Genomic DNA, 20261 nt, shown 5'->3' with positions numbered 1-20261 from the left:
CCCTCCGGGGGCGTGCGCGACGCGCTCGGCCATGCGGCCGGCTCACGCATGAAGAGCCCCGCCGGTTCCGGAGAACGACGGGGAGTAATGACCCCGGCGGGACGTCGTACTCGAGTCCCCGTGTGCGCAGGACTCAGGGGATGAGGGTGCCGAGGAGGCGGAGGCGGGCGAGGCCGCCGTCGGGGTAGATGTCGAGCCGGGCGTGGGTCATCCGGCGGTCGTCGTCCAGGCGGAAGCGGTGGCGGGTGTCGGGCTGCAGGCGCGTTCTGGGCAGCAGCGTGAACCAGGCGTCCTCGTCCTCCAGCGGCGCACGGTCCGCGTCCGCGCCCTTCAGCGACGCCCAGCCGGGGGCGTTGAACACCAGGTTGGTCGTGTCGAGCTCGGCGACGGCCACCCGGCCGGGCCCGGCCAGGGCCACGACGAGCCAGTCGTTGCCGTCGTCGCGGCGGCGGGCGGTCTCCCAGCCCTCGGCCTGGTTGCGGGCCAGGCCGGGCGCGATGACGTTGTTCGGCGAGGAGTAGAACTCATTGGAGCACGCCGTCACCAGGCCGCCGTTCTCCAGCGCGGCGAGGTCGATGGTGACGCCTTCCAGGAACGTGCGGTCGGGCACGACCCGCCCGTGGACCCGCAGCCGCGCGACGCCGCCGTCGGGGAAGATGTTCAGCCGCACGTGGGTGAAGCGGCGGGGATCGGTCACGGCGAACTCGTGGACCGCGTCGCCCTTCAGCGGGCTCTTCGGCACGATCTCCACCCAGCCGTCCAGCTCCTCCGGCGCGGGGTGGCCCTCGGCCGCGCACGCCTCGACCGACGCGTACGGCGGGTAGTTGCCGCGGAACCACGCGGTGTCCACGACGACGCCGTGAATGACCCCGGGCATGCCGAGCCGCACGATCGCCCAGTCGTGGCCGGGCTCGCGCCGCCGCCGGGTCTCCCAGCCGTCGTAGACCTGTCCCTTGGCCCCGAACGTGTGCGGCCGGAACTCGGCCGGTCCCGGCCGGATCAGGGCCTCCCGTTCGGCGAACGACTCGTCGTTGGCGGCCACGACCGACCCGCCGTACGTACGGAGAGCGAGATCGGGCAGGCGGGTGAAGCCGGTCATCGGGCTCCTCTCGTCAGCAGCCGGCCACGCGGGGTGGCGAAGTCGACGGGCGTGCCGCGTAGCCAGGTGGTGCGCACCACGCCCGCCAGCCGCGCGCCGTGATAGGGAGACACCGGGTTGCGGTGGTGCAGCTCCGCGACGTCCACGGTCAACTCGGCGTCGGGGTCGAAGGCGACGAGGTCGGCGTCGTCGCCCTCCCGGATCGCCCCCTTGCCGGGCAGGCCAGCCAGGCGTGCCGGTCCCTCGGCCATCCAGCGCGCGACGTCGGCCAGGCCGTGGCCGCGGGCGCGCGCGGCGGTCCACACGACGGGCAGGCCGACCTGGAGCGAGGAGATCCCGCCCCAGGCGGCGGCGAAGTCGGGCACCTTGAGGTCGGGCGTCGACGGGGAGTGGTCGGAGACGATCCCCATGAGCACACCGTCGGCGAGCGCCCGCCACAGCGCGTCGCGGTTGGCGGCCTCCCGGATGGGCGGGCAGCACTTGTAGGCGGGCCCGGTGACCTGCTCGGCCGCCAGGGTCAGATAGTGGGGGCAGGTCTCGGCCGTGACGCGCACCCCTGCCGTCCGGGCGGCGCGCAGCGGTTCGACGCAGGCGGCGGCCGACACGTGCACGATGTGCGCCCGCGCGCCCGTCTCCGCCGCAAGCTCGATCACCTGCTCGACGGCCCTGCGTTCGGCCTCCTGCGGGCGCGACCCGAGGAAGTCGCCGTACGCGGGGCCGCCGGGCTCGGACAGCAGGGCGGGGTCCTCGGCGTGGGCGATCAGCAGGCCGTCGAACGTGGCCACCTCGGCCAGCGCGGCCCGCAGCCCGTCGCGGTCGAGCGCGGGGAACTCGTCCACGCCGGACGGCGACAGGAAGCACTTGACCCCGGCCACGCCGGCCTCGTGCAGGGGCCGCAGGTCGGCGAGGTTGCCGGGGATCGCGCCGCCCCAGAAGGCGACGTCCACGTGACACCGGCCCTCGGCGGCCTTCCGCTTGACGTCGAGTGCCGCCACGTCCACGGTCGGCGGCAGCGAGTTGAGCGGCATGTCCACGATCGTGGTCACGCCCCCGGCCGCCGCCGCCCTGGTGGCGGTCGCGAAGCCCTCCCAGTGGGTGCGGCCCGGCTCGTTGACGTGCACGTGGGAGTCGACCAGCCCGGGCAGCAGCGGCAGGTCGCCGAGGTCGGCCGACTCCTCGGCCGCCGGTGGCTCGTCGTAGGGGCGCAGGGCCGCGATCACGCCGCCGCGCACGGCGACGGCCAGCGGACGCTCCCCCTCCGGGGTCACCGTCCGCCGTGACCGCACCACCAGGTCGTACGCCCCCTCCGCCGCCGCGACCCCGCTATCCGCCGCCGGTCCGGGCCGGTCACCGCCGCGATCACGCACGAGACTCGCCGCTCCCCTCACGATCACCTACTCGTTCACGAGATGTACGGCGGCGATCCGCGCCGCCAGCCGCTCCAGCAGCGGCCCGGCCTCGGCCATGCACCGCCGCACGTCGGGCTCGACGTCGGTCAGCGCGTACGCCGCCTCGATGCCGGCCGCCCTCAGCTCGTCGTCGCCGACGGTGCGCCGCCCGCAGACGGCCACGACCGGCACGCCGTGCTTGGCCGCGGCGGCGGCGACGCCCACCGGGGCCTTGCCACGCAGGGTCTGCTCGTCGATCGAGCCCTCACCCGTGATCACCAGCCGGGCGCCCTCCACGTGGCGGTCGAAGTCCACGAGGTCGAGCAGATAGCCGATGCCGGGCCGGATCTCCGCGCCGAGGAACGTCAGCGCGCCGAAGCCCACCCCTCCCGCGGCGCCCGCCCCCGGCCGCCCGGCCACGCCCATCGCCCGCACCACGCCGTCGTGCTCGGCCGCGCCCGCCAGGCCGTGGGTGTGCGCGGCGACGGCCGCCAGCCGGGCCAGCCCGGCCTCCAGCACGGCCACGTCCTGCGGGCTCGCGCCCTTCTGCGGGCCGTACACCGCCGCCGCGCCGTACGGCCCGAGCAGCGGGTTGTCCACGTCGCTCGCCACGATCACCTCGAAGCCCCGCAGGAGGCCGGAGGCGTCGATGGTGTGCAGGTCGCGCAGCGCGGCCCCGCCCGCGGGCAGGTCGTTGCCGGCCGCGTCGAGCAGCCGCGCGCCGAGGGCCTGGGCCATGCCCGCGCCGCCGTCGGTGCAGGCGCTGCCGCCCAGGCCGAGCACGATCCGCGTCGCGCCGTGCCGTACGGCGTGGGCGATCAGCTCGCCGGTGCCGCGGCTGGTGGCGGTGAGCGGCACCGGCTCGCCCGGCAGCCGGCGCAGGCCCGACGCCTCGGCCAGCTCGATCACCGCGACCCGTGCGCCGGGCTCGTCGCGTACGGCGTAGCTCGCCGTGACCGGATCGCCGGCCGGCCCGGTCACCCGCGTCTCGATCCGGGTGAACCCGCTCGCCACGACCGCGTCCACGGTGCCGTCGCCTCCGTCGGCCACCGGCAGCTCGACGACGGGGACGTCCCCCGCTCCCGCGAGACGCAGCCCGGCGGCCACGTGCGCGGCCACCTCGGGTGAGGTGAGCGACCCGCGGAACTTGTCCGGTGCGATGACGACGTGTCCTGTCATGGTGTGGCTCACCTGTGGCCCTTCGATCGTGTCCGGGAACGCCTCAGACATGATCCATCGTGGTGAGCCTGCGGTGGGCGTCGGCCCCGGCCCGCGCGGCCTCCTCCCCTGGCACGGTGCGCAGCTCGCCGTCGTCCACGACGGTCCGGCCGCCGACGAGCAGCCGGGCGAGCGGCGGGGTCGTGCCGAACGCGAACGCGACGACGGGATCGTCGATCGCCGCGTGGAAGCCGCCGAGCCGCCACAGCGCGACGTCGGCGAGCTTGCCGGGCTCCAGCGAGCCGATCTCTGTCTCCCTGCCGAGGCAGCGGGCGCCGCCGAGCGTGGCCATCTCCAGGGCCTGCCGGGCGGTCAGCGCGCGCGGGCCGTAGCGGGCCCGCTGCGTGAGCACGGCCATGCGGATCTCCCCGGCCAGCGGCGTCATCTCGCTGGACGCCGCGCCGTCGACGCCGAGCCCGACCGGCGCGCCCGCGGCCAGCAGGTCGGACACCCGGGCGATGCCCGCGCCGAGGCGTCCGTTGGACGACGGGCAGTGGGCCGTGCCGGTGCCGGTCTCGCCGAAGCGCCGCACGTCCTTGTCGGTCAGATGGACGCAGTGGGCCAGCCACACGTCGGGGCCCAGCCAGCCGAGCCGGTCGAGGTATTCGACGGGCAGCACGCCGAACTGCTCCCTGCAGTGCTCGTCCTCGTCGGCCGTCTCCGCCACGTGCGTGTGCAGCCGTATGCCGTGGGAGCGGGCCAGCTCGGCCGAGCGGGTCATGAGCTCGCCGCTGACCGAGAACGGCGAGCAGGGGGCGACCGCGACGCGCAGCATCGACCCGAACGACGGATCATGATATTTCCGGATGGCGTCGTCGGTGGCCTGGAGAATCTCGTCGATGTCCTCCACGACCTCGTCCGGCGGCAGGCCACCCTGAGAGGCGCCCCGGTCCATCGATCCCCGGCAGGGGTGGAAGCGCAGCCCGACCCGCCGCGCGGCCTCGATCTCCGCCTCGAAGAGGTCTCCCCTGCCCTTGGGGAAGACGTAGTGGTGGTCGGTGGAGGTGGTGCAGCCCGACAGGGCAAGCCAGGCCAGCCCGGCCGTCGCTGCGCCGGCCACCACCTCGGCGTCCATCCGGGCCCACAGCCGATAGCTGGCGACCAGCCACTCGAACAGCGTGCCGTCCGGGGTCACTCCCTGGGACGCCCACTGGTAGAGGTGGTGATGGGTGTTGACCAGGCCGGGCGTGGCGAGGCAGCCGGAGCCGTCGACGCGTTCGGCCCCCTCCGGCACTGCCGGGGCGGGTCCTGGGCCGACCGCGGTGATCAGGCCGTCCTCCACGACGACGTGACCGGACGGGATCTCCGCCCCGGCGACGGGGACGACGTAGGCGTTCTCGATGACCACCGGGCGCTGACGCTCAGCCAATGGGACCCCCGTACACAGACGATTCGGGCGCCGCCCCTCGCGGATCACGGCCCGTACGCGGCAGCACCGCCGCCTGGTGATCGCGGCGGGGCATCCGTGACGCTCGGAGTGCGGACATGGCGCACCGCGGATAACACCCCGTACGCGGCAACGCCACCGGGTGATCGCGGCCTTTACGCGGCACCGCCGTCGGGCGGTCGCGGCGGGTCATGCGCGGGAGCCGCTTTCCGCGCGACGGGCGGCGGCCAGGCGGACCGCGTCGAGGATCTTCTCGTATCCGGTGCAGCGGCACAGGTTGCCGGCCAGGGCCTCCCGGATGTCGGCGTCCGGCGGCGCCCCTTCGGTGCCCGCGAGCAGCGCGTGGGCCTGGACGATGAGACCGGGGGTGCAGAAGCCGCACTGCACGGCCCCCGCGTCCACGAACGCGCGCTGCACCTCGTCGAGCCCGCCGCCCAGCTCACCGTCGGACCCCTCACCGGGGGCCGCCAGGCCCTCGACCGTCACCACCTCGCGTCCCTCCGCCTGGCCCGCGGCGACGAGGCAGGCGCAGACCGGGGTGCCGTCGAGATAGACCGTGCAGGCGCCGCATTCGCCCTGTTCGCAGGCGTTCTTGGCGCCCGGCAGGCCGAGCCGTTCGCGCAGGACGTAGAGCAGGCTCTCGCCCTCCCACACGTCGTCGGCCGTCATCGGGCGGCCGTTCACGGTCACGTCGACCCTCATCACGCGCTCCCCCTGAAGTCGTCCCATGCCCAGCCGAGCGCGCGGCGCGCCATCACGGCCAGCGCGTGCGTACGGTAGGCGGCGCGGCCCCGCACGTCGTCGATGGGCGCGGCGGACGCGGCCACGAGCTCGCCGAAGCGGCGCGCGACGACCGGATCGAGCGGGCCCTGGCCGTCCCAGTCCAGTCTCTCCGACGCGAAGTCCCCGGCCTGCGGGGCGTGGCGCGGGGTCGGCGCGGCCGAGCCGATGCCGGTGCCCACCCGCCGCTCGCCCGGGTCGAGCGCGACCGCGAACGAGCACACCGCGATCACCATGGCGTTCCTCGTGCCGATCTTCGAGAAATACTGCGGGCCGGTGGCGGCCGGGACGCGTACGGCGCGGATCAGCTCGTCGGGGGCGAGCGCGTTGCGCTTCACCCCGGTGTAGAACTCCCCGATCGGGATCAGCCGGGTGCCGCGCACCGACTCGGCCTCCACGACCGCGCCGCCCGCCAGCAGCGGCGGATGGCTGTCGCCGGCGGGCGAGGCCGCGCCGAGGTTGCCCGCGACCGTGCCCCGGTTGCGGATCTGCGGCGACCCGACCGTGCGGGACGCCTGGGCCAGGCCGGGCAGCTCGGTCCCGAGCTCGGCGATCAGGCGGGAGTAGGTCACGCCCGCGCCCACGCGGATCTCGCCGCCCTCCCGCGACCAGTCCCGCAGCTCGGGGATCGCGGTGAGGTCGAGCAGGGCGGCCGGGCGGCCCTTGTCGAGGTTGATCTCCACCATGACGTCGGTGCCGCCCTGGATCGGCGTGGCCTCGGGCCGCTCGGCCTTCAGCGCGAGGGCGTCCGGCCAGGTCGTCGGTCGCAGGAAGTCCATCGGCTACTCCCAGGCCGGGCCGGCGGCGGGCGCGTCCTCGCGCAGCACCGTGCCCTCGATCAGCCCGTACGGCCGGTCGGCGGCGAAGAAGACCTCGCCGTCGTTGTCCAGCCCGAAGGGCGCGAGATCCACGAGGAAGTGGTGCTTGTTGGGCAGCGACAGCCGCACCTCGCAGACCCCCGGGCACTCGGCCAGCACCCGGGTGCCCATGGCGTACAGGGTCTGCTGCAGCGACAGGCTGTAGGTGTCGGCGAAGGCCGCGAGCAGGGCGGCCCGCGCGTTCTCGTAGGTCTTGTCCCAGTCCTGTGTCGCGTCCTGGGAGGCGTCCGCGTGCCGCCAGGCCACGTCCACCGCGGTGGCCAGGACGCGGTCGCGGGTCTCCGGCAGCGTCGTGTACTCGTCCTTGGCGAAGCCCCAGAACTCGGAGTTGGTCGTGTTGAGCACGACGAGGTCGCGCAGCCCGGAGACCACCCACGACGCCGTCCCGTCGTAGTGGGCCACGCAGGTGCGGACCTCCCGGCCCGAGCGGACGAACGAGTGCCCGAACGCGCCGTTGCGCTCCCAGGCGTGCTCCTCGACGGCGACCCTCGCGTGGTGGATCGCGGGCTGGGAGTCCACGAAGTGACGCGCCAGCAGCAGCGCGAAGTCCTCGATCGCCCCGACGCCGTGTTTCTTGGCGAACGCGAAGACCGTGTTCTTCTGCGTGTCGGTGGGCAGGACGGCGGAGTTGTCCCCGCTCAGGTGCACCTCGGTCATGTCGCCCGACAGCGACGTGCTGACCGTGAGGTCCTTGATCCGGTGGGCGTCGCCGTGCCGGGTCACCCGTACGACCCTCGTCTCGGCCTTGCCATACCTGTTCGGCCCCAGAACGGCCATGTCAGCTCCCCCGGTAGGTCGAATAGGCGAACGGGCTCAGCAGCAGCGGCACGTGGTAGTGCTCGCCGGCCTCCCGGATGGCGAACACGACGCTCACCTCGGGGAAGAACGCCTCGTTCCCCAGATAGGCGCCGGTGTCGAACACGAGCCGGTAGGTCCCCGGGCGCGGGTCCTCGGCCGGGTCCCATTCCCGGCCCAGCGGGGTCCACTCGCGGATGCGGCCGTCGCCGTCGGTGCGGCCCTCCGCCACCGGCACGAACCCGTGCGCGGCGCGGCGCGAGAGCCGTACGAACAGGTCCTTGGCCGGCCGCCCGGCGGCGGTGTCGAGCACGTGCGTCGAAAGGCTCACCGGCCCTCCCAGAGCTTGGCCAGCCGCAACGCGACGATCTTCGACAGTTCGTCCCTGACGACCTTGCGCTCGGTCTCCTCGTCGTTGCCGAGCCGGTCGCGCAGCAGCGCCAGCAGTTCGCCGGCCTCCCGGCCCGTCGCGCAGACCAGGTAGACGTGGCCGAAGCGGCTCTCGTAGGCGGCGTTGCCCTCGCGGAGCGCGCCGAGCACGTCCCGGCCGGCGTCCGCGGTTCCGGACTGCTCCGACCGCGACCACGCGGCCTCGCGTCCCGCACCGGCGGGCCGTTCGCCGATCCGCGGGTGCGCCGCCAGCGCCTCCAGCACGTCGTCCCAGGTCAGCTCCGCGAGGGCGGCCTCGCTCGCGCGCCGGAGCCCGTCGAGATCGCCGTACGGCCCGCGCGCGGCGACCGCCTCCACCCATCTGGTGGAGGCGCAGCAGGACCGCAGATCCTCCCGGCTGAGTTCGCGCATGCCCGTCAGTCAACCGCCGGGCCCGGGGCGATTCCAGCGGTGCGAAGTCCGAACCGGGCGCCCCGCTCCGGGGGCCGCTTTGTACGTTGTGACAAAGGGGGCGGCATCAGCCTGCGCCAACGCCCTGTGCCACTACTCCGCGCCACTACCCGGTGCCAATACTCTTGGGAGCATCATGACTCCTTCCAATCTCATCGGCGGACACGTCTTCGTCACCGGCGGTCTCGCCAAGGGCGGGCTGAAGTACGCGGCCGACATCGGCGCGGAAGTGATCCAGGTCTTCGTCACCAACCCCCGAGGCTGGGCGCTCTCCGAGGGAAACCCGGCGGAGGACGCCAAGCTCCGCGAGTCGGGCATGCCCGTCTTCGTGCACGCCGCGTATCTCGTGAACTTCGGGTCGCCGACGCCGGAGACCCTGGAGAACTCGATCGCGGTGACCCGGCACACCCTGCGCAGGGGCGTCGAGACCGGCGCGCTCGGCGTGGTCGTCCACACCGGCTCGGCCGTGAGCCAGCCGCGCGAGGCCGCGATGCGCCAGATCCACGAGCGCCTGCTGCCGGTGCTGGACGAGATTCCGGACGACGGTCCCGACCTGCTGCTCGAACCGATGGCGGGCCAGGGCCAGATGCTCTGCGCGACCGTGCAGGACCTCGGCCCCTATCTGGAGGCCCTCGACCATCACCCCAAGGTCGGCGTGTGCCTCGACACCTGCCACGCGTTCGCCGCGGGGCACGACCTGGCCGCGCCGGGCGGGGTGAAGGAGACGATGGACGCGCTGAACGACGTCGCCCCCGGCCGGCTCAAGCTGATCCACGCCAACGACTCGAAGGATCCCTGCGGCTCGAAGCGGGACCGGCACGAGAACATCGGTGCGGGGCACATCGGCACCCAGGCGTTCGGCGACCTGATGCGCCATCCCACGGCCGCCGGGGTGCCCATCTGCATCGAGACGCCCGGCAAGGTGGAAAAGCACCGCGAGGACATCGAGCTGCTCAAGAAGCTGCGCGGCGACTGACCGGCATGTTCCCGGTGCCCGCCGGTCCCTCGCGTCACAGCGGGTTCCGGGGCGAGCGGTTTCCTGGCGACGGCTCCTCCGGGTGAGCGGCCTTTCCGAGGTGAGCGGCCCTTCGGGTGAATGACTCTCCCGAGGCGAGTGGCTCTTCCGGAGTGAGCAGGTCTCCCGGGGGATGCGAGTCTTCCGGCGGACGCGGCTCTCCCGGCGGACGCGGTTCTTCCGGCGGACGCGGCTCTCCGGGTGATCGGGATGGGGCGTTCGCGGCGATCCGGCGCCCCCGTATGGCCGGATCGCCGCGCACCCCCCGATACGCGTGGGCGGGGCCCTTCCCCCCCGAGTAGGGCCCCGCTTGGTAACCAGTCGGTGACAATCTGCTCACCTTGTGATTACCCCGCGTGTCTTGCGACGTGCGAAAGACTACGAGGTGTAGTCGGGCGGCGGGATGGCCCTTCGGACGAGCGGTCTCTAGTTAGCGCCATGCGGCCCGCTCCCGCACGACGAGCGGGCCGCGGAAGACGACGAGCGGTAGATCGGGGCGCACGAACACACCCCCCGGCACGGGCTCACGGACGGAACTGCCGGACGAGCTGCTCCCGCACCTGCCGGGTGTGCCGCCTGCTCACCGGCAGCGTCTCGCCGCCCACCTGCAGGACCACCCGCCCGGCGTCGAAGCGAAGCTCGCTGACGTGCCGCGCGTTGACCAGGGTGCTGCGGTGGGCCCGGACGAACCCGGAGCCCGCCCAGCGGCGTTCCAGCGCCGCGAGGGACATCCGTACGAGATAGACGGCCTCGGCCGTGTGCAGGCGGACGTAGTCGCCGTGTGCCTCGGCGTAGCACACGTCCTGCCGGGCCACGAACTTCGTGCGGCCCCCGAGCTCGACCGGGATCGTCTCCAGGTCCTCCCCCTCGGCGCCGGGAGGCGCGACGGCCGCCGAGAGCCGCCGTACGGCCTCCGCCAGCCGCTCCGGGCGTACGGGCTTGAGCAGGTAGTCGACGGCCTCCAGCTCGAACGCCTGGACCGCGCAGTCGTGGGCACTGACGAAGACCAGGCGGGGAGGCATGGGGAACCCGCCGATGAGCCGGGCGAGGTCGAGGCCGTCGAGGCCCGGCATGCGCACGTCCAGGAACACGCCGTCGAGGCGCACCCCGTCGGCGATCATCTGGACCATGTCGTGCAGGGCGGCCCCGCCGTCGGTCGCCGTGCTCACGTGCTCCACCCGGGCGTCCTGGCGGAGCAGGAAGGCGAGCTCGGACAGGGCGGGGACCTCGTCGTCCACCGCGAGGACACGCAGCATGGCGTCCACCGTGCCGCGTGCCCGGCCCTCCGCGCAAGGGGTGACCGAACGGTAAGTCACATTCCCGATACGCTCCGCCACTTTCCAGTGCGCAGTGAGGCAAGTTTCCCGCCAAGACATAGTAGAGCTATTGGCCTTTGGGCGTCTAACAGGACTTTTGTCCGTTAGGGCTGCTTACCGTTGAACAGGTAGCCCAGGCCCACCGAGGAACTTCGATGAGCATCAGGCCCGACAGGTGCCTTTTTTTCTCCAACTCGATCCAGGCGCGGGTGACGCTGACCGTGGCGGCGGTGTCGGTGCTCGTCGTCGCGGTGATCACCGTGGGCTTCTGCCTGCTCGTCCGCCACCGGATCGAAGCCGAGATCTACCAGGAGACCCGCAGGGTCGCGATCGAATGGATCGGCTCGATGGAACACGGGCGGATTCCGCCGCCGGCGCCGACGGCACGGGTGCCGCTCGTCCAGCTCGTCGACTCGCGCGGCCAGGTGGTGGCGGCCGGGCCCATGGCCGGCGATCGGCCGCTGAGCACGGTCAGGCCGACCGAGAACCACTTCGACGACGTGACCGAGTGTCCCGAGGGCAAACCGTGCATCATGCTCACCGCCGCCCGGGTTCCGATGTTCCAGTCCCGGGAGTTCTGGCAGGGCGAGCCCCACTTCGTCTACGCCGGCACGGACCAGCCGCCCGCCCTGCGCGGGCAGCGGCTGGAGCTCTTCAGCGCGCTCGGCGGGGTGCTGCTGGTGGTCCTGTGGACGTGGACGACCTGGCGGGCGACGGGCCGCATCCTGCATCCCATAGACACGATCCGGCAGCGGATGTCCGAGATCACCGCCCACGACCTGTCCCTGCGGGTGCCGCAGCCGTCCGGCCAGGACGAGATCTCCCGGCTGGGCCGCACCGCGAACGAGACGCTCGACCGGCTGGAGTCGGCGGTCACGCGGCAGCGGGAGTTCGCCGCCGTCGTGTCCCACGAGCTCAAGTGCCCGCTCGCCGGCCTGCGGACGGGGCTGGAGGAGGCGCTGCTCTTCCCGGAGATCGACGCACGCGAGGCGATCGCCAGGTCGCTGCCGGCCGCCGACCGCATGCAGCGGATCATCGACGAGCTGCTCACCTTCGCCAGGCTGCGCAACACGCCGTCCTCGCTGGAGCCGGTCGACCTCGGAGCGCTCGTACGCGCCGAAGCGGCGGCGCGTACCACGGGCGTGCCGGTGCGCACCAGAACCGAGCCCGACGTGCTGGTCCTCGGCAACCGCGTGCAACTGGCCAGCGTCGTGACGAACCTGCTGGTGAACGCGCAGCGCCATGCCACCCGTCAGGTGGAGGTGAGCGCCCAGCGCGCCGGGGCCCAGGCGCAGGTGGTCGTGCAGGACGACGGCGAGGGCATCGACGAGAAGGACAGGGAGCGCGTCTTCGAACCTTTCGCCCGGCTGGAGGCGGGACGACGCCTCGATCCCCACGGCAGCGGCCTCGGCCTGGCCCTGTGCCGGGCGATCGCCGTGGCGCACGAGGGCAGCCTGTGCCTCGAGGACTCCCCGCACGGTGCCCGCTTCGTCCTCCGGCTCCCGCTCATGACCGGCTGAGCCCCGGTCGGGCCGGGACGGGGCGGGGGCGGGTCTTGGGGATGCGCAGCCGGATGCGGGTGCCCTTGCCGGGCGCGGTCTCCACCATGAGCCCGTAGTCCTGGCCGTAGAGGTGGCGCATGCGCAGGTCCACGTTGCTCAGCCCGATCCCGCTGCTCTCCTCGGCGAGCGCGGCCCGCAGGTGTTCGGGGTCCATGCCGACGCCGTCGTCCTCGACCCAGATGTGCGCCTCCGGCCCGGCGTCCCTGATCACGACCCGGACCTCCCCCGGCATGCCGTGCTTGATGGCGTTCTCCACCAGCGGTTGCAGGCACAGGAACGGCACGTCGACCCGCAGCACCTCGGGAGCGACCTGGACGGTGAAGCGCAGCCGGTCGCCGAACCTCGCCTGCTCAAGCAGCAGGTAGCGGTCGACGCAGCTCAGCTCGTCGGCGAGCGAGGTGAAGTCGGCCGCCCTGCGCAGCGCGTAGCGGATGAAGTCGGCGAAGTCGAGCAGCAGCTCGCGGGCGCGCTCGGGATCGGTCCGGACGAACGAGGCGATCGTGGTCAGCGAGTTGTACACGAAGTGGGGCGAGATCTGCGCCCGCAGCGCCCGCGTCTCCGCCTCCAGGGTGCGCCGGCGGGAGGCGTCCAGCTCGGCGAGTTCGAGCTGGCCGGACATCCAGCGGCCCACCTCGGCCGCCGTGCGCATCAGACCGGCGCCGATCTCGGTGTCGTACGCCGCGAGCGCGCCGACCGCCCTGCCCTCCACGGTCAGGGGGACGACCACCCCGTGCCGGTCGCCTTCCGCGGCGGAGGCGAGGCGCGGCCTGCCGCCCGCCATGGTCGCGCGCACCTCCGCGAGGACGGCCTCGTCGGCCGGCACGCCCGTTCCGTTCCTGGCCAGGACGCGGTCACCCGTGGCGACCACCAGGCCGGCGGTGCCGAGCAGCGTCCGCAGGTGCCGCGCGGCGCGGCGCGCGGAGCCGCGGGTGAGCCCGGCGCGCAGCGAGCCCGCCGCCAGCCCCGCGACGCGCAGGGCGAGGAACATCGCCTCCTCCGGCAGCGCGCCGGGCGCCGGCCCACGACCGGCGAGAGCGCGGCCCAGCGCGCCGCCGCAGACCCCGCAGAGCGCGCACAGCGTGACCCAGACGGCTGAAGACACGCCGGACACCGTAGCCGCTCGGCGGCCTCACGGTGGGCCGTCGCCCGGGTCCTCCTGGTATGAGTAGCGCTGCTCCTTCCAGGGATCGGCCACGTTGTGATAGCCGCGTTCCTCCCAGAAGCCGCGCCGGTCCTCGGTCAGGTATTCGATCGCGCGCACCCACTTCACGCTCTTCCAGGCGTACAGGTGCGGCACCACGATCCGTACGGGATAGCCGCGCTCGGGGGACAGCGGGTTCCCGTCGAGGTGCGTCGCGAACAGCGTGGCCGGCCGGTCGAAGTCGGACATGCGCATGTTGGCGCTGAAGCCGTACTCGGCCCAGACCATGACGTGACGCACGCCGGGCGCCGGGGGCACGCGGTCGAGCAGCACCGACGTGGGCACGCCACCCCACTCGTTGCCCATGAGGGAGAACTTGGTGACGCAGTGGAAGTCGGCGATGACGGTCGTCGTGGGCAGCGCGGAGAACTCCTCCCACGTGAAGTCGTGGACCCGGCCCGAGGCCGTGGCGCCGAACACCTGGAACCGCCACGTCTCGGGGCGGAACGCCGGGACCCGTCCGTAGTGGACGACGGGCCGTCCACGTGGGACGTACTGGCCCGGCGGCAGGCGCGTCTCCTCCTCAGGGTTCTCCGGCACGCACGCCATCCTGCCATCCGCCCGGAGTACGGCCGCACCGGCCCCCTGGGGGTGGGGGTGCGGCACGACAAGGACGCGTGCGCTATATTTCGTCGCATGCGCACCGCTTGGTCGTTTTGGTATGGCGACGGACCCGTGAGGACCGATCGCCTCCATGCGCTGCGCTGACAGCCACGGCGAACGAAGGCCCCGGGTCCAACGGACCCGGGGCCTTCGTCGTTTTTCCCCCGACCCGCACGATCAACAGCGACAGGAGTCACCATGGTCATCGTCATGGCCCCCGAGGCAACGCAGGACGACATCGAGGCGATCACCGACGTCGTGGCCGCCGCCGGAGGCGAGGCGTTCGCGAGCCGCGGCGTGAACCGCACGATCATCGGCCTCATCGGCGACGTCGAGCAGTTCGCCGCGCTCAACCTGCGCGCCATGCCGGGCGTCGCCGACGTCGTGCGGGTCTCCACCCCGTACAAGCTCGTGAGCAGGGAGAACCACCCGCAGCGCTCCACGGTGACCGTGCGCGGCGTCCCGATCGGCCCGGACACCGTCACGCTGATCGCCGGCCCGTGCGCGGTCGAGACCCCGGAACAGACGCTTGAGGCCGCGCTGATGGCCAAGGCCGCGGGCGCGACGCTGCTGCGCGGCGGCGCCTACAAGCCGCGCACCTCGCCGTACGCCTTCCAGGGGCTGGGCGAGAAGGGCCTGCGCATCCTGGCCGACGTGCGCGAGCAGACCGGGCTGCCGATCGTCACCGAGGTCGTGGACGCCCACGACGTGGCGCTCGTCGCGTCGTACGCCGACATGCTGCAGGTCGGCACCCGCAACGCGCAGAACTTCGCGCTGCTGCAGGCAGTGGGCGCGGCGGGCAAGCCGGTCATGCTGAAGCGGGGCATGACGGCGACCATCGAGGAGTGGCTCATGGCGGCCGAATACGTCGCCCAGCGCGGCAACCTCGACATCGTGCTGTGCGAGCGCGGCATCCGCACCTACGAGCCCGCCACCCGCAACACGCTCGACATCTCGGCGGTCCCTGTCGTACAGCGGCTGTCGCACCTGCCGGTGATCGTCGACCCGTCGCACTCCGGCGGCCGGCGCGACCTCGTGCTGCCGCTGTCGCGGGCCGCCGTCGCGGTCGGGGCGGACGGCCTCATCGTCGACGTGCACCCCCACCCCGAGCAGGCCCTGTGCGACGGCCCGCAGGCCTTGGTGGACGGCGACCTGGACGCCCTCGCGGCGGTCATGCGCGACTTCCCCCCGCTGGTGGGCCGCACCGCCGCCACCGGCGCGACGACGCCGTCCGCCATCCCCGCCTGAACCCGTCTGCTGGGCCCGGGGACCGCGTTACGCGGTCCCCGGCTCCTCCCAGGCCGGCGAGGGCTCAGACGTCGAGCTTGTACGGCTGGATCGAGTCGGCGAGCTGGGCGGCGAGGTCCTCGGCGTCGAGGCGCTTCTCGATCTGCTTGAGGTCCTCGATCTTCGCGCGGGTCTCGGCCTGCCGGGGCGCGAGCAGCGTGCAGCAGTCCTCGTCGGGCAGCTCGGAGATCTCCAGCGTCCCGATCCTGCGGGCCTCGGCCATGATCTCGGTCTTGTCCAGGCCGATCAGCGGGCGCAGGATCGGCAGGTCCACGGCGTGGTCCTGGGCCGTGATGTTGGCGAGGGTCTGCGAGGAGACCTGGCCGAGGCTGTCGCCGGTGACCAGCGCCTCGGCGTGGATGCGGTGGGCGACCTCCTCGGCCGTCTTGAGCATCAGCCGCCGCTGCGCGATCACCGCGAGCCGGTCCTGGCCGGAGTTCCTGATCGACTGCTGCGCCTTGCCGAACGGCACCACCCACAGCCGCGACTTGCCCTGGAACTTGTCCAGGTTGCGCACCAGCGCGTACGCCTTGTAGATCGACTCGGAGGTGGTGAACGGGATGCCGGAGAAGTGCAGGAAGTCCACCCGCAGGCCGCGCCGCATCATGCGGTAGGCGGCGACCGGGGAGTCGATGCCGCCGGACAGCAGCGCCAGCGCCCGGCCGCTGGAGCCGACCGGCAGGCCGCCCTGGCCCGGCCGGCCACCGGTGAACAGGAACGCCTCGTCCTTGTCCACCTCGATGTGCACGGTCAGCTCCGGGTTGCTCAGGTCGACCGGCAGCCCGTAGGTGTCGTTGATCGCCCCGCCGACCACGCGGTCGAGCTCGTTCGAGCGCAGCGGGAAGCGCTTGTCACGACGCCGCGACCGTACGGCGAAGCGCGCCTTGCGGGCCACCTCGTCGCTGTCCCTGATCAGCTCGATAGCGGCCTTGGTGATCGCGTCCGTGTCCTTCGCCACCCGCCAGGCCAGATGGACCAGCACGATGCCGGGCACGTCGGCCACGCGGGCCGCCACGGCCTCGGCCTCCTCCACCTCGGTCCCCGCGGGCAGGAACAGGGCGATCACCCCGTGCCGCTGGCGGATGTCGACCCGGTGGTCCTTGAGAGCGTGCTTGATGTTCGCCCGCAGGCGCATCTCGAAGATCTCGCGGTTCCGGCCCTTCAGAACCACCTCGCCTAACTTGAGCAGCACCGAGGGCTCTCCGAGGGCGGTCATGGTCATCTGTGGAAACCTCCGGAACGGACGTGGACGGCCGTCACGCCGGGGAGGGCTGCGGCCAGGGGACGTTCGCCAGGGACAACGCGTCGCGGCGATGCAGGCTTCCCACTGTAATGCCGCCGCCGCGACAGCGCCGATCAGCACCCGGCGCCCCGCCATTCTTTGCCCTGCCGCGTCGTCGCGCCGGGGGCGTCCCGGACTCCGGGCCGGTCACCGCGCCGGAGGAACCTCCGTCGATGGCCCCGCGCTAGTCGAGCTCGGCCAGGCCCTTCTCTATCGCGTAGCGGACCAGTTCGACGCGGTTGTGGAGCTGGAGCTTGCTCAGCGTGTTCTGCACGTGGTTCTGCACGGTGCGATGCGACAGCACCAGGCGCTCGGCGATCTGCCGATAGGTCAGGCCCTTGGCGACCATGCGCAGCACCTCGGTCTCCCGGTCGGTCAGCCGGGGGCCGTCCTGCGCGGCGTCGCGGCCCGGGCCTGCCGTCCGGTGGGCCAGCCTGCGATACTCCCCCAGCACCAGCCCGGCCAGGCCGGGGGTGAAGACGGCGTCGCCCTCGGCGGTGCGCCGGACGGCGTCCAGGAACTCCTCCCGGCTCGCCGATTTCACGAGATATCCGGAAGCGCCCGCCTTGACCGCTTCCAGGACGTCCTCCTCCTCGGCGCTGGCCGACAGGACGAGCACGCGCGGCGGGACGGCGGACGCGCCGAACCCCCGGGCCACCTCGACGCCCGGCAGGTCGGGCAGCCGCAGGTCGAGCACCACCACGTCGGGCCGCACCGCCGCCGCCACGCGCAGCGCCTGACGGCCCTCCCCGGTGGTGGCGACGACGTCGTACCCGGCCTCGGCCAGGTCGCGGGCGACCGCCTCCCGCCACATCGGATGGTCGTCCACCACCATGACCCGCACCCGCGGGCGTTCCCGGCGACCGGCGCCCTCACCGGCCGCCGGGCGCGCGGGATCGCCGGCGCGCAGCCGTTCGTCTCCGCTCACGACCGCCTCCCGCTCGCCTCGTCCGCGCTCGCCTTGTCCGCACCCACTGGGACCGTCAGCTCGATCTCCGTTCCCGTACGCGACGAGGTGATGGCCACCGTGCCGCCGAGGTCGGCCACGCGGCCCCGGATCGAGCGGGCCACGCCCATGCGCCCCTCGCGGGCCGCCTGCTCCAACCGGCCCTCGGGGATGCCCGGCCCGTCGTCGCGTACGGTGACGACGACCGCGCCGTCGTCCTCCTCCGCGAGTATCCACGCGCGGGTGCCCTCGGGACAGTGCCGGGCGACGTTGTCGAGGGCCGCGCCGACGGCCGCCGCCACCTCCCGCGCGCTCCCGGCCGGCAGCCGCAGCGGTGTCGCGGGCGCGGACACCGTCACCCCGGAGGTGCCGTACGGCCGCAGCAGCTCGCGCAGGTCGACATCGGATTCCGCCGCGCCGGTCCCCGTGGAACCAGGAGAGGTGTGGGCGAGGCGGCGGCGCTGCCACACCGGAGCATGGAGACCGGGCGGCGGGGCGGGATCCGGCTCCTCCGCCACGGGCGGGGCCTGCACCAGCGCCCGCAGCGCCGCCTCCTGCTCCCCCGCCAGCCTGCCCAGCTCGGCCGCCTCGCCGCCGATCTCCGCGCCCCTGCGCTGCACCAGGGCCAGCACCTGGAGCACCGAGTCGTGGATGCCGCGGGCGAGCCGCTCCCGCTCGCGGCCGGCCGCCTCGATCCGCGCGGCGCGCCGCATGCGCTCCTCGGCCTCCCGCGCGAGCCGGGCGACATGCCCGACGACCACTCCGGCCATGAACATGAGCACGGCGCCGTTCACCGGGATCGAGGCGAGATCGACCCCGTTGCCGCTGCGCAGCCACAGGTCGGCCGCCGACATGACCGCGGCGGCGACCGCACCTGCGCGGCGTCCCCGCGCCACGCCGTACGCCAGGACGGGGCCGGCCGCCCAGGTCGCCGTGATCGGGATCGCCCCGGCCAGCATGTCGTCGCGGCTCTGCGCGTACGGCGCGGCCAGCAGGCACGCCACCGTGACGACGAGGTCGGCGGCCAGCAGCGGCCCCCGCCGTGCGGAGGGAGGCGGGACGAGCATGACGACCGTCCAGACGGCCATCACGCCGACGACGGCCCAGGCCACGGCGGGACGGGCGTAGCCGCCCGCCCTGAGCACGAGCAGCGCCGCGTACGCGAGCGACGCCACGCGGAACACCGCGATCGCCCGCCAGAACGGTCCCTCGATGCCCATCGCGCGGCGACCTCTCCTGATCGAGCCGGGGAGGGCCGGGCCCTCCGCTCACATACTCGGGCAATCGCCGCGCCCGGGGGGCTCACTTCGCGTGATTCGGGGCCTTTCATGCGTACGGCTCCCGCGGGGCGACGCGGGAGCCGTACAGGATCGTGCGCGGGCCCTGGTGACGGGCCCGCACCGATCAGCCGAAGAAGACCTCGGCCTCCTCGTAGCGGGAGACCGGCACGGTCTTGAGCTCGGCGGTCGCCTCGGCGAGCTCGACGCGGACGATGTCGGTGCCGCGCAGCGCGACCATCTTGCCGTAGTCGCCTTCGTGCACCGCGTCGATCGCGCCCAGGCCGAAGCGGGTCGCGAGCACGCGGTCGTAGGCGGTCGGGGTGCCGCCGCGCTGGATGTGGCCGAGGACCGTGGTGCGGGCCTCCTTGCCGGTGCGCTTCTCGATCTCCTTGGCGAGGACCTCGCCGATGCCGCCGAGACGCACGTGGCCGAACGCGTCGAGCTCGCCCGCCTGCAGCGCCATCTGGCCCTCGAGCGGGTGGGCGCCCTCGGCGACGACGATGATCGGCGCGTAGCGGGTCTTGAACCGCGACTCGACGTAGGCGCAGACCTTCTCGATGTCGAACGGCTTCTCCGGGATGAGGATGACGTTGGCGCCGGCGGCCATGCCCGCGTGCAGCGCGATCCAGCCCGCGTGACGGCCCATGACCTCGCAGATCAGCGCGCGGTGGTGCGACTCGGCGGTGGTGTGCAGCCGGTCGATGGCCTCCATCGCGATGTTGACCGCGGTGTCGAAGCCGAAGGTGTAGTCGGTGGCGTTGAGGTCGTTGTCGATCGTCTTGGGCACGCCGACGACCTTCACATCGCGATCGAACAGCTGCTTGGCCACGCCCAGCGTGTCCTCACCGCCGATGGCGATGAGCGCGTCGACGCCCTGTGCGGCGAGGTTCTCCTTGATCCGCTCGACGCCGCCCTCGATCTTGATCGGGTTCGTGCGGGAGGAACCGAGAATGGTGCCGCCGCGCGGGAGGATGCCCCGGACGGCCTGGATGTCGAGCGGCATGGTGTCGCCCTCCAGAGGGCCACGCCAGCCGTCGCGGAATCCGACGAACTCGTGCCCGTACACGCCGACGCCCTTGCGGACGACGCCGCGGATCACCGCGTTCAGCCCGGGGCAGTCGCCGCCTCCGGTCAGGACTCCAATACGCATGACGGGTTCTTCCTCCATCTGGGATTACGCGTGGAATGGCGCGGCCGGCCCGACGCAGGCCCCGGCACTCCACCGCACCGCATTCTGCCTGAGCCTATCTCAATGGTCTAGACCAAAAGGAGAGGCTACGCCACCCGGCCGACCAGACCAACTCAGTCTCGCACGACGAGACCGCGCTCGTCGTGAGTGGCGTCTTCCCAACCGGCCGCTGCGGCTCTATCTTTGACTTCGTCA

General features: G+C 73.0%; 19 protein-coding genes. 3 read left to right on the top strand and 16 right to left on the bottom strand.

Translation table 11 applies throughout. The annotated features are described in order from the left end of the window. Positions 1-133 precede the first annotated feature (133 nt). From alc to uraD, 9 genes are all read right to left on the bottom strand, one after another. A complete protein-coding gene (gene alc / locus HCK04_RS00965) occupies positions 134-1099 on the bottom strand; it encodes an allantoicase (RefSeq protein ID WP_142644946.1) in 966 nt (321 codons plus the stop codon). Next, positions 1096-2391: an allantoinase AllB gene (gene allB, locus HCK04_RS00960; RefSeq protein WP_205829712.1), complete on the bottom strand. Its 1296-nt coding sequence runs from the start codon at positions 2389-2391 to the stop codon at positions 1096-1098. The genes alc and allB overlap by 4 nt, the downstream gene beginning before the upstream one ends. Positions 2392-2493: 102 nt before the next feature. Continuing rightward, positions 2494-3666: a glycerate kinase gene (locus HCK04_RS00955; protein ID WP_205829711.1), complete on the bottom strand. Its 1173-nt coding sequence runs from the start codon at positions 3664-3666 to the stop codon at positions 2494-2496. Between the two features lie 43 nt (positions 3667-3709). Continuing rightward, complete coding sequence (locus tag HCK04_RS00950) at positions 3710-5074, bottom strand: 8-oxoguanine deaminase (RefSeq protein WP_205829665.1); 1365 nt, start codon at positions 5072-5074, stop codon at positions 3710-3712. Between the two features lie 207 nt (positions 5075-5281). Next, a complete protein-coding gene (locus HCK04_RS00945; RefSeq protein ID WP_142644943.1) occupies positions 5282-5794 on the bottom strand; it encodes a (2Fe-2S)-binding protein in 513 nt (170 codons plus the stop codon). Next, the gene (locus HCK04_RS00940; RefSeq protein ID WP_142644942.1) at positions 5794-6651 is read right to left on the bottom strand and encodes an FAD binding domain-containing protein; all 858 of its coding nucleotides are present in this window, start codon (positions 6649-6651) and stop codon (positions 5794-5796) included. Before HCK04_RS00940 ends, HCK04_RS00945 begins: the two co-directional genes overlap by 1 nt. Before the next feature lie 3 nt (positions 6652-6654). Next, a complete protein-coding gene (pucL, locus tag HCK04_RS00935; protein ID WP_142644941.1) occupies positions 6655-7527 on the bottom strand; it encodes a factor-independent urate hydroxylase in 873 nt (290 codons plus the stop codon). Between the two features lies 1 nt (position 7528). Beyond that, a complete protein-coding gene (gene uraH, locus HCK04_RS00930; protein WP_142644940.1) occupies positions 7529-7876 on the bottom strand; it encodes a hydroxyisourate hydrolase in 348 nt (115 codons plus the stop codon). After that, positions 7873-8346 carry a 2-oxo-4-hydroxy-4-carboxy-5-ureidoimidazoline decarboxylase gene (gene uraD, locus HCK04_RS00925; RefSeq protein ID WP_142644939.1) on the bottom strand — a complete coding sequence of 158 codons (474 nt, stop codon included), beginning with the start codon at positions 8344-8346 and terminating at the stop codon, positions 7873-7875. The genes uraH and uraD overlap by 4 nt, the downstream gene beginning before the upstream one ends. Before the next feature lie 175 nt (positions 8347-8521). Between uraD and HCK04_RS00920 the strand changes: the two genes are divergently transcribed. Continuing rightward, complete coding sequence (locus HCK04_RS00920) at positions 8522-9361, top strand: deoxyribonuclease IV (RefSeq protein WP_142644938.1); 840 nt, start codon at positions 8522-8524, stop codon at positions 9359-9361. A 563-nt stretch (positions 9362-9924) separates the two neighbouring features. Here the strand turns inward: HCK04_RS00920 and HCK04_RS00915 are convergent. Continuing rightward, complete coding sequence (locus HCK04_RS00915) at positions 9925-10656, bottom strand: LytTR family DNA-binding domain-containing protein (RefSeq protein WP_142644937.1); 732 nt, start codon at positions 10654-10656, stop codon at positions 9925-9927. A gap of 215 nt (positions 10657-10871) precedes the next feature. Here HCK04_RS00915 and HCK04_RS00910 point away from each other — a divergent pair, with 215 nt between their 5' ends. After that, the gene (locus HCK04_RS00910) at positions 10872-12236 is read left to right on the top strand and encodes a HAMP domain-containing sensor histidine kinase (protein WP_142644936.1); all 1365 of its coding nucleotides are present in this window, start codon (positions 10872-10874) and stop codon (positions 12234-12236) included. On the opposite strand, the gene HCK04_RS00905 is transcribed toward HCK04_RS00910, so the two are convergent. Further along, entirely contained in the window at positions 12223-13380 is a 1158-nt protein-coding gene (locus tag HCK04_RS00905; protein ID WP_260617008.1) for a histidine kinase, read from the bottom strand. The genes HCK04_RS00910 and HCK04_RS00905 overlap by 14 nt on opposite strands. Before the next feature lie 27 nt (positions 13381-13407). Then, positions 13408-14028 (bottom strand): sulfite oxidase-like oxidoreductase, encoded by a 621-nt coding sequence (locus HCK04_RS00900; protein WP_142644935.1) that lies wholly within the window; start codon positions 14026-14028, stop codon positions 13408-13410. 252 nt (positions 14029-14280) lie between these two features. On the opposite strand from HCK04_RS00900, the gene aroF reads away from it, so the two are divergent. Further along, positions 14281-15330: a 3-deoxy-7-phosphoheptulonate synthase gene (aroF, locus tag HCK04_RS00895; protein ID WP_142644934.1), complete on the top strand. Its 1050-nt coding sequence runs from the start codon at positions 14281-14283 to the stop codon at positions 15328-15330. A 64-nt stretch (positions 15331-15394) separates the two neighbouring features. Here the strand turns inward: aroF and thiI are convergent, their stop codons facing one another. The 4 genes from thiI to HCK04_RS00875 all read right to left on the bottom strand — a co-directional run bounded on the left by thiI (position 15395) and on the right by HCK04_RS00875 (position 20027). Beyond that, complete coding sequence (gene thiI, locus HCK04_RS00890) at positions 15395-16591, bottom strand: tRNA uracil 4-sulfurtransferase ThiI (protein WP_142616738.1); 1197 nt, start codon at positions 16589-16591, stop codon at positions 15395-15397. A 244-nt stretch (positions 16592-16835) separates the two neighbouring features. Beyond that, entirely contained in the window at positions 16836-17486 is a 651-nt protein-coding gene (locus HCK04_RS00885) for a response regulator transcription factor (RefSeq protein WP_142645211.1), read from the bottom strand. Between the two features lie 89 nt (positions 17487-17575). Beyond that, the gene (locus tag HCK04_RS00880) at positions 17576-18817 is read right to left on the bottom strand and encodes a DUF5931 domain-containing protein (RefSeq protein WP_142644933.1); all 1242 of its coding nucleotides are present in this window, start codon (positions 18815-18817) and stop codon (positions 17576-17578) included. A gap of 184 nt (positions 18818-19001) precedes the next feature. After that, entirely contained in the window at positions 19002-20027 is a 1026-nt protein-coding gene (locus HCK04_RS00875; protein WP_142644932.1) for a 6-phosphofructokinase, read from the bottom strand. Positions 20028-20261: the final 234 nt, after the last annotated feature.

Source organism: Microbispora sp. CL1-1, from assembly GCF_012034195.1.
In the GTDB taxonomy this organism is placed as follows: Bacteria; Actinomycetota; Actinomycetes; order Streptosporangiales; family Streptosporangiaceae; genus Microbispora.
This window is presented reverse-complemented; position numbering and strand designations above follow the sequence as displayed.

Coding starts and splice junctions, on each gene's coding strand:
- alc (WP_142644946.1), bottom strand. CDS start 1,099: ATGACCGGCTTCACCCGCCTGCCCGATCTCGCTCTCCGTACGTACGGC.
- HCK04_RS00955 (WP_205829711.1), bottom strand. CDS start 3,666: ATGACAGGACACGTCGTCATCGCACCGGACAAGTTCCGCGGGTCGCTC.
- HCK04_RS00945 (WP_142644943.1), bottom strand. CDS start 5,794: ATGAGGGTCGACGTGACCGTGAACGGCCGCCCGATGACGGCCGACGAC.
- HCK04_RS00940 (WP_142644942.1), bottom strand. CDS start 6,651: ATGGACTTCCTGCGACCGACGACCTGGCCGGACGCCCTCGCGCTGAAG.
- pucL (WP_142644941.1), bottom strand. CDS start 7,527: ATGGCCGTTCTGGGGCCGAACAGGTATGGCAAGGCCGAGACGAGGGTC.
- uraD (WP_142644939.1), bottom strand. CDS start 8,346: ATGCGCGAACTCAGCCGGGAGGATCTGCGGTCCTGCTGCGCCTCCACC.
- HCK04_RS00920 (WP_142644938.1), top strand. CDS start 8,522: ATGACTCCTTCCAATCTCATCGGCGGACACGTCTTCGTCACCGGCGGT.
- HCK04_RS00915 (WP_142644937.1), bottom strand. CDS start 10,656: ATGCTGCGTGTCCTCGCGGTGGACGACGAGGTCCCCGCCCTGTCCGAG.
- HCK04_RS00910 (WP_142644936.1), top strand. CDS start 10,872: ATGAGCATCAGGCCCGACAGGTGCCTTTTTTTCTCCAACTCGATCCAG.
- HCK04_RS00900 (WP_142644935.1), bottom strand. CDS start 14,028: ATGGCGTGCGTGCCGGAGAACCCTGAGGAGGAGACGCGCCTGCCGCCG.
- aroF (WP_142644934.1), top strand. CDS start 14,281: ATGGTCATCGTCATGGCCCCCGAGGCAACGCAGGACGACATCGAGGCG.
- thiI (WP_142616738.1), bottom strand. CDS start 16,591: ATGACCATGACCGCCCTCGGAGAGCCCTCGGTGCTGCTCAAGTTAGGC.
- HCK04_RS00885 (WP_142645211.1), bottom strand. CDS start 17,486: ATGGTGGTGGACGACCATCCGATGTGGCGGGAGGCGGTCGCCCGCGAC.
- HCK04_RS00880 (WP_142644933.1), bottom strand. CDS start 18,817: ATGGGCATCGAGGGACCGTTCTGGCGGGCGATCGCGGTGTTCCGCGTG.
- HCK04_RS00875 (WP_142644932.1), bottom strand. CDS start 20,027: ATGCGTATTGGAGTCCTGACCGGAGGCGGCGACTGCCCCGGGCTGAAC.